This window comes from Pseudomonas sp. BF-B-26 (genome assembly GCF_019956495.1).
GTDB lineage: Bacteria > Pseudomonadota > Gammaproteobacteria > Pseudomonadales > Pseudomonadaceae > Aquipseudomonas.
In genome coordinates this window covers 1-6860 of the sequence record NZ_JAHBDP010000025.1, presented here as the reverse complement: position 1 = coordinate 6860, position 6860 = coordinate 1, and the positions used below count along the sequence as shown (strand labels likewise).

6 protein-coding genes are annotated in these 6860 nt (G+C 60.0%); 4 read left to right on the top strand and 2 right to left on the bottom strand.

What is annotated here, in order from left to right:
• The first annotated feature begins 159 nt into the window (after positions 1-159).
• The 4 genes from KGB03_RS02225 to pcaC are packed head-to-tail and all read left to right on the top strand — an operon-like array spanning position 160 to position 4080.
• Positions 160-1464, top strand: coding sequence for an MFS family transporter (locus tag KGB03_RS02225; protein WP_192406527.1), 1305 nt, complete (start codon positions 160-162; stop codon positions 1462-1464).
• A gap of 45 nt (positions 1465-1509) precedes the next feature.
• Entirely contained in the window at positions 1510-2874 is a 1365-nt protein-coding gene (locus KGB03_RS02220) for a 3-carboxy-cis,cis-muconate cycloisomerase (RefSeq protein ID WP_223526177.1), read from the top strand.
• A gap of 11 nt (positions 2875-2885) precedes the next feature.
• Complete coding sequence (gene pcaD, locus KGB03_RS02215) at positions 2886-3677, top strand: 3-oxoadipate enol-lactonase (protein WP_008147334.1); 792 nt, start codon at positions 2886-2888, stop codon at positions 3675-3677.
• 10 nt (positions 3678-3687) lie between these two features.
• The gene (pcaC, locus tag KGB03_RS02210) at positions 3688-4080 is read left to right on the top strand and encodes a 4-carboxymuconolactone decarboxylase (RefSeq protein ID WP_218536350.1); all 393 of its coding nucleotides are present in this window, start codon (positions 3688-3690) and stop codon (positions 4078-4080) included.
• 338 nt (positions 4081-4418) lie between these two features.
• On the opposite strand, the gene KGB03_RS02205 is transcribed toward pcaC, so the two are convergent.
• Both KGB03_RS02205 and KGB03_RS02200 read right to left on the bottom strand, forming a co-directional pair.
• Entirely contained in the window at positions 4419-5234 is an 816-nt protein-coding gene (locus KGB03_RS02205) for a methyltransferase domain-containing protein (RefSeq protein WP_223526176.1), read from the bottom strand.
• Between the two features lie 189 nt (positions 5235-5423).
• Positions 5424-6683, bottom strand: coding sequence for an OprD family porin (locus tag KGB03_RS02200; RefSeq protein WP_223526174.1), 1260 nt, complete (start codon positions 6681-6683; stop codon positions 5424-5426).
• Positions 6684-6860 lie beyond the last annotated feature (177 nt).

Sequence of the window (6860 nt, the reverse complement as noted above, 5' to 3'; positions counted from 1 at the left end):
CGCGAAGGCGGTGTGTCAGGCAGCATCTGTATTGACTGACATGACGCCTTCGCGAGCAAGCCCGCTCCCACATGGGGATTTGTGTTACTGATCTATCTGTGGAACGGGGCTGTTGCAAAGTGTGTCTAGACTCTCACAGTCCCCATTGAGTAAAAAACAATGACAACTGATACCGCTACTACAGCGCACTACACCGGCGAAGAGCGCAGTAAAAGGATCTTCGCGATTGTCGGCGCCTCGTCCGGCAACCTCGTCGAATGGTTCGACTTCTACGTCTACGCCTTCTGTGCGATCTATTTCGCCCCTGCCTTTTTCCCGTCCGATAACCCGACTGTGCAGCTGGTGAATACGGCTGGTGTATTCGCCGCCGGGTTCCTGATGCGGCCCATCGGCGGCTGGATCTTTGGCCGGCTGGCGGACAAGCATGGGCGCAAGAATTCGATGTTGATCTCGATTCTGATGATGTGCTTCGGTTCGTTACTCATCGCTTGCCTGCCGACCTACAAGGACATCGGCGTCTGGGCGCCGATCATGCTGCTGTTCGCCCGCCTGATTCAGGGGTTGTCGGTGGGCGGTGAGTACGGCACCACCGCGACCTACATGAGTGAAGTGGCCCTTAAGGGCCAGCGCGGTTTCTTCGCCTCGTTCCAGTACGTGACGCTGATTGGCGGGCAGTTGCTGGCGGTGTCGCTGGTGGTAATCCTGCAACAGTTCCTCACTGAGGATGATTTGCGCGCCTATGGCTGGCGGATCCCGTTTGTCGTCGGTGCGTTGGCGGCGTTGATTTCGCTGTTCCTGCGTCGTTCGCTCAAGGAAACCACCAGCAAGGAAATGCGCGCAAACAAGGACGCCGGCAGCATCCGTGCGCTGTTCCGCGACCATAAAGCGGCGTTCATCACCGTGCTCGGTTACACCGCTGGTGGCTCGCTGATTTTCTACACCTTCACCACGTACATGCAGAAATATCTGGTGAACACCGCCGGCATGCAGGCCAAGACCGCCAGCTACATCATGACCGGCGCGCTGTTCCTTTATATGTGCATGCAGCCGTTGTTCGGCATGCTCGCGGACAAGATCGGCCGACGTAACTCGATGCTGTGGTTCGGCGCCCTCGGTACGCTGTTCACCGTGCCGATTCTGTTGAGTCTGAAAAGCGTCAGCAGTCCGTTTCTGGCCTTCGTACTGATTACCGTGGCGCTGGCGATCGTCAGTTTTTACACCTCCATCAGCGGCCTGGTAAAAGCCGAAATGTTCCCGCCGGAGGTGCGCGCCTTGGGCGTCGGCCTGGCGTATGCGGTGGCGAATGCAATCTTCGGCGGTTCGGCGGAATACGTGGCCCTGAGCCTCAAAGCCGGGGGCATGGAAAACTCCTTCTACTGGTACGTGACGGTGATGATGGCGGTGGCGTTCCTGTTCAGCCTGCGCTTGCCGAAACAGGCGAAGTATTTGGAAAACGACCTTTGATCTTTACCCGTGGGCCTGACCGGCCCACGCCTCCAGGGACTGTTTATGAACGAGCGACCGGGCAATCAATTGTTCGATGCCTATTTCACTGCCCGCGACATGCGTGAGGTGTTCTGCGATCAGGGTCGGGTTCAAGCGATGCTTGATTTTGAAGCGGCGCTGGCTCGGGCCGAGGCGCGAGTCGGGCTGATTCCGCAAACGGCTGTCGCGCCGATTGAAGCGGCCTGTCAGGCCGGGCATTACGACTTCGCGGCGCTCGGCGAGGCGATTGCCACGGCCGGCAATTCGGCCATTCCGTTGGTCAAGGCGTTGGGTAAACAGATCGCGGCCAACCATGCCGAAGCCGAGCGCTATGTGCATCTGGGCGCGACCAGCCAGGACGTGATGGACACCGGTCTGGTGTTGCAACTGCGTGGGGCACTGGAGCTGATCGAAAACGATCTGGTGCAACTGGGCGAAACGCTGGCGACCCAGGCGTTGCGCTACGTCGCCACACCGCTGGCCGGGCGCACCTGGTTGCAGCACGCGACACCCGTCACCCTCGGCATGAAAATCGCCGGTTGGCTGGGCGCTGTCACTCGCAGCCGGCAACGTCTGCAACAACTCAAACCGCGACTGCTGGTGCTGCAATTTGGCGGCGCCTCCGGAACCCTCGCGGCCCTCGGCGAGCAGGCGATGCCGATTGCCCACGCGCTGGCTGAAGAATTGAAACTGACACTTCCGGATCAACCTTGGCACACCCAGCGAGACCGCTTGGTGGAGTTCGGCTCGGTACTGGGATTGATCGCCGGCAGCCTCGGCAAACTGGGCCGTGATATCAGCCTGTTGATGCAGACCGAAGCCGCTGAAGCGTTCGAACCTTCCGCGCCGGGCAAGGGCGGCTCTTCAACCATGCCGCACAAGCGCAACCCGGTGGGCGCGGCGGTACTGATCGGTGCTGCGACGCGCGTTCCGGGTTTGCTCTCGACGCTGTTCAGCGCCATGCCTCAAGAACACGAGCGCAGCCTGGGCCTGTGGCATGCCGAGTGGGAAACCCTGCCGGAGATTTGCTGCCTGGTGTCCGGCAGTTTGAAACAAGCGATGCTGATGGCGGACGGACTGGAAGTGGACGCCGAACGCATGGCCCGCAACCTCGATCTGACCCAAGGCCTGGTGCTCGCCGAAGCGGTGAGCATCGTCCTCGCTCAACGAGTGGGGCGCGACACTGCGCACCATTTGCTGGAGCAATGCTGCAAGCGTGCGGTGGCTGAACGACGTCATCTGCGAGCGGTACTCGGCGACGAGCCGCAGGTGACCGCCGAACTGTCGGATGCTGAACTCGATCATTTGCTGGACCCCGCCCATTACCTCGGTCAGGCCCATACCTGGGTCGAGCGAGCGGTGGCTGAACATTCTGCGTTGACTGCCTGAAGGAGATTGCTGTGGCTTTCGTACAACTCGCCGAGGGCGAACTACATTACCAACTTGATGGCCCGGCGGATGCGCCGGTGCTGGTGCTGTCCAACTCGCTGGGCACCGACCTGCACATGTGGGACGCGCAGATTGCGGCGTTCACCGAGCATTTCCGTGTGCTGCGTTTCGACACCCGGGGCCATGGCCAATCGCTGGTCACGCCCGGGCCGTACAACATCGAGCAACTGGGCCATGACGTGCTGGCGTTGCTGGACGCGTTGCACATCGAACGCGCGCATTTCTGCGGTCTGTCCATGGGCGGGCTGATTGGCCAGTGGCTGGGGATCAACGCGGGTGATCGCCTGAACAAACTGGTGGTGTGCAACACCGCGGCGAAAATCGGCGATCCGTCGGTGTGGAACCCGCGCATTGAAACCGTGCTGCGTGACGGTCCGGCCGCCATGGTCGCTTTGCGTGATGCGTCGATTGCGCGCTGGTTCACCGCGGATTTTGCTGAAGCCAATCCTGCTGCGGCGAAAAAAATTACGGACATGCTCGCGGCCACCTCGCCTGAAGGCTATGCCGCGAATTGTGCCGCCGTGCGCGATGCCGATTTCCGCGATCAGCTGTCCTCGATCAAGGTGCCGCTGCTGGTCATCGCCGGCACCGAAGACGCGGTCACGCCGCCGTCCGGTGGGCACTTCATTCAGGAACACGTGCAGGGCGCCGAGTACGCCGAGTTCTACGCCGCGCACCTGTCCAACGTTCAGGCCGGTGCTGCGTTCAGCGAGCGCGTGTTGGCGTTTTTGTCAGCTCATTAAGGGGATTGTTGTGGACGAGAAACAACGCTACGACGAGGGCCTGAAAGTCCGTCGCGCGGTACTCGGCGACGCCCACGTCGACCGCAGCCTGAATGCGCTGACCGAGTTCAACTCGGAGTTTCAGGAGATGATCACCCGCCATGCCTGGGGCGACATCTGGACCCGTCCGGGGCTGGCGCGCCACACCCGCAGTCTGATCACCATCGCTATGTTGATCGGCATGAACCGCAACGAAGAACTCAAACTGCACCTGCGCGCCGCCGCCAACAACGGCGTGACCCGCGGCGAGATCAAGGAAGTGATCATGCAGAGCGCAATCTACTGCGGCATTCCGGCAGCGAATGCGACGTTCCATCTGGCGGAGTCGGTGTGGGATGAGTTGGGGGTTGAATCGCGGGAGTGATCCTGGCGATTTGCGGTGTCTGAGCTGACGCCATCGCGAGCAGGCTCACTCCCACAGTTTTACGGTGTGAATTCAAATTATGTGTTCACCTAAGCCCCCTGTGTGCGAGCCTGCTCGCGAAAGCGGTGGGTCAGCTTGCATCGATGCTGAAGGTTAAACCGCCATCGCGAGCAGGCTCACTCCCACACTGATCCGGTTGTAACGCAATTCTTGTGTTCACCTAAAATCCCCTGTGGGAGCGGGCTTGCTCGCGAAAGCGGTGGGTCAGCTTGCATCGATGTTGAAGGTTAAACCGCCTTCGTCGGAATGCCGCCCAGTCCAAGCCCGCTCCCACAGGTTTAAACCGTGGCCACAATGAAAATCCGCTTGAACGGAAACAACGTGTGCCCGTCACTCTCCGGCGGGTAGTGCGCATGCACGCGCATCAGGTAGTGGTAGATGAACCGCGCCTGTTCATCATTCTTCAGGCCCTGCATCACCGGCCGCAGCGCCGAGACTTTGACCCAGTCATAGATCGGTGACTTGCCGTCGACAACCTGTAGCTGTTCGGTCTCCCAGATATCCAGGGTCTGGGTGATCGGCGAAAGCAACCGATAGTAACTTTCCAAAGACAACAGCGGCCGCGCCGCCATGGCCTCGCGCAACTGCGGGGGGGCGAGTGGTTTGCCACCGGGGCCTGCCTCTTCAAGGGTGTCGAGCATCAGTTTGTACCACAGCGCATCCCGCCAGTCGGGCATGTGCGCGGCCAGGCATCCACCCGGATTGAGCTGGCCGAGCAGTCGCGGCAACAACTGTTCGTGACCACTGACGAAGTGCAGTACGGCGGCGGCGAACAGCAGGTCCGCCGGTTGTTCGGGTTGCCAGTCGAGTAGATCGCAATGTTTCCACGACGCCTTGATCGGCAGACAACGGGCTTCGTCCAGCATTTGCTGCGAACTGTCGATGCCCTGCAACTGCGCTCGAGGCCAGCGCTTGGCCAAGAGTTGAGTCGCAATGCCGGTGCCGCATCCCAGGTCGTAAATGCGTTTGGGTTGTTTGAGATCAACGTGATCAAGCAGTTCGCTCACCGGTCGTTGTCGAAGACGCGAGAATTGTTGGTAAGCCTTGGCGTCCCAGTCGGTAGAGACGGGTGCGGATTTGAGTCGAGCGATCATGAGGTGGTCCTCTGGTGATCAGTGGTGTCTTCCGATGACAGCCTGGCTCAAGTCTTGGGGACCAACATCAACAGATAACGGAAGTGGGGGAGGGCTGCATTTCGCCTGAGTCCTGTCAGGTTTTTTCACTGTAATTGAAGCTCGGCAAAGCGCCAGCCAGCCTGACAGGCGGCTGGCTGACTGATCGCCTTACAACAAGCTGATCGGATAGCTTACGATCAACCGGTTCTCATCGAACTCGTTGTTGCTGAAGTCACGACGAATGGTCGAGTTGCGCCATTTGAGGTTGAGGTCTTTGAGTGCGCCGCTTTGAACGGTGTAGCCCAGTTCGCTTTCGCGGCCCCATTCCTTGCCGTCGGTGATGGTGCCGGTATGGACGTTGTCGCCGCTGATGTAACGGTTCATCAGGGTCAGGCCGGGAATGCCGAGGGCGACGAAGTTGTAGTCATGGCGTACCTGCCAGGATTTTTCTTTCGCATTGTCATAACTGGCGTTGTAACTGTCATTGGCCAGGGTGCCGCCGCTGGTGCCGTTGACCCGCATCCACGCGTTGTCGCCGGTGAGTTTTTGCAGACCGACATAGAAGGTGTTGCCGCCGTATTTGGCCGAAAACAGGCCCGACCAGGTCTTGTTGTCCAGCTCGCCGGCCCGGGCGCTGCCGTCATCCTTGCCATAGAAGAAACCGAGGTTGGCGCCCAGGGTCCAGTCGCCGATGGGCTGGCTGTGGATCAGATTCACGTACTGCTGGCTGTAGATGTCCTTGAGTTCGGCGTTCCACACACCGATCTGGGTGCGCTTCTCGTTGAAGGCGTATTCGCCACCCTGAAAGTTGAAACGGTCGGAGGTGAACGCTGGTTTTCCGGTCATCGACATGTCGTTCATGCTGCTGTCGTCGCGCGGACTGTTGGCGCGGAACTGGCCGCCGTAGAGCGTCAGGCCGTTGATTTCCTTCGAGGTGATCTGGCCGCCACGAAAGGTTTGTGGCAGTGAACGACCGTCGTCCGAACGCAGGATCGGCAGCACCGGCATCCATTCGCCCACCTTCACTTCGGTCTGCGACAGCTTGGCCTTCAACGCCACGTTGGTGCGCCCGAAGTTGTCCGCCGGGCGACCGTCGTGATCCAGCGGCAACAACTGCGTGCCGCCCGTGCCTTTACCGCCGTCGAGTTTCACCGAGTACAGTCCCAGCACATCCATGCCGAATCCGACGGTGCCCTGGGTGAACCCGGACTTGGCGTCGAGGATGAAGCTTTGCGTCCACTCTTCTGCCTTGCCCTGGGCTTTGGTCGGGTTGGTGAAGTTGCGATTGATATAGAAGTTGCGCAGGTTCAGGTTGACCTTGGCACCTTCGACAAAGCCTGACTCCTCGGCCATGGCGGGCAGGGCGGTACTGGCCAGTGCAACGGCAATGAGGCTGGGGAACCAGTATTGAGTGTTGGAAGGTGTCATGTGTGCGGATCTCTCTAGTTTTTAGGCGTGAAACGGGGCGCTGCCGCAACGTGGGGGGTTGCAGACAAAAATTCTGAATTTGGGATAAAAACGAACGGGATCAGCCGGACAGGGCAGGGCGCGGGGGCATGGTGTCGAACCTGTTGTTATTGGTCTTGTGCGACGAATGGTGCGGGG